The sequence below is a fragment of the Burkholderia sp. JPY481 genome (genome assembly GCF_038900515.1).
Classification (GTDB): Bacteria; Pseudomonadota; Gammaproteobacteria; order Burkholderiales; family Burkholderiaceae; genus Paraburkholderia; species Paraburkholderia youngii.
Map to the genome: position 1 here is coordinate 1 of NZ_JAYMRT010000144.1, position 446 is coordinate 446.

1 protein-coding gene is annotated in these 446 nt (G+C 64.1%); it reads right to left on the reverse strand.

Features of this window, described 5'->3' with window-relative positions; genetic code table 11:
• A partial coding sequence (locus tag VSR82_RS40070; RefSeq protein WP_498858933.1) for a secretin GspD/PilQ domain-containing protein occupies positions 1–446 on the reverse strand: 446 nt, incomplete at both ends.

The window sequence follows — 446 nt, forward strand, 5'->3', positions numbered from 1 at the left end:
CGTCGTGCCGCTCGTCAGGTTCGAGTACGAACCGGTCTGGATCGGCACGTTGGTACCGACGATGATCTTCGCCTCTTCGTTGTCGAGCGTGATCAGGTTCGGCGTGGACAGCACGTTCGCGTCTGCGATCTGCGACAGCGCCTGCAGCAGCGCGCCGAGACCCTGCGCGCCGAAAATGTTGTGAAGCCAGCCGATGTTCAGACCTTGCTGGACAGGCGCTGCGCTCGAGGCGGGAGCCGTGGCGAGACCCTTTCCGGCGCCAGCGGCCGCGGCCGGCGTCAGGTTGATGATGCTGTTGCCCGTGCCCGCCGCGAGGTTAGTACCGGCAAACAGGTTGCCGTTCGCGACCTGCCACTGAATGCCGAGGTTGCCGCTCGTATTCGAGTTCAACTCGACGATCAGTGCCTCGATATACACCTGCGCGCGACGCGCATCGAGCTGGTCGA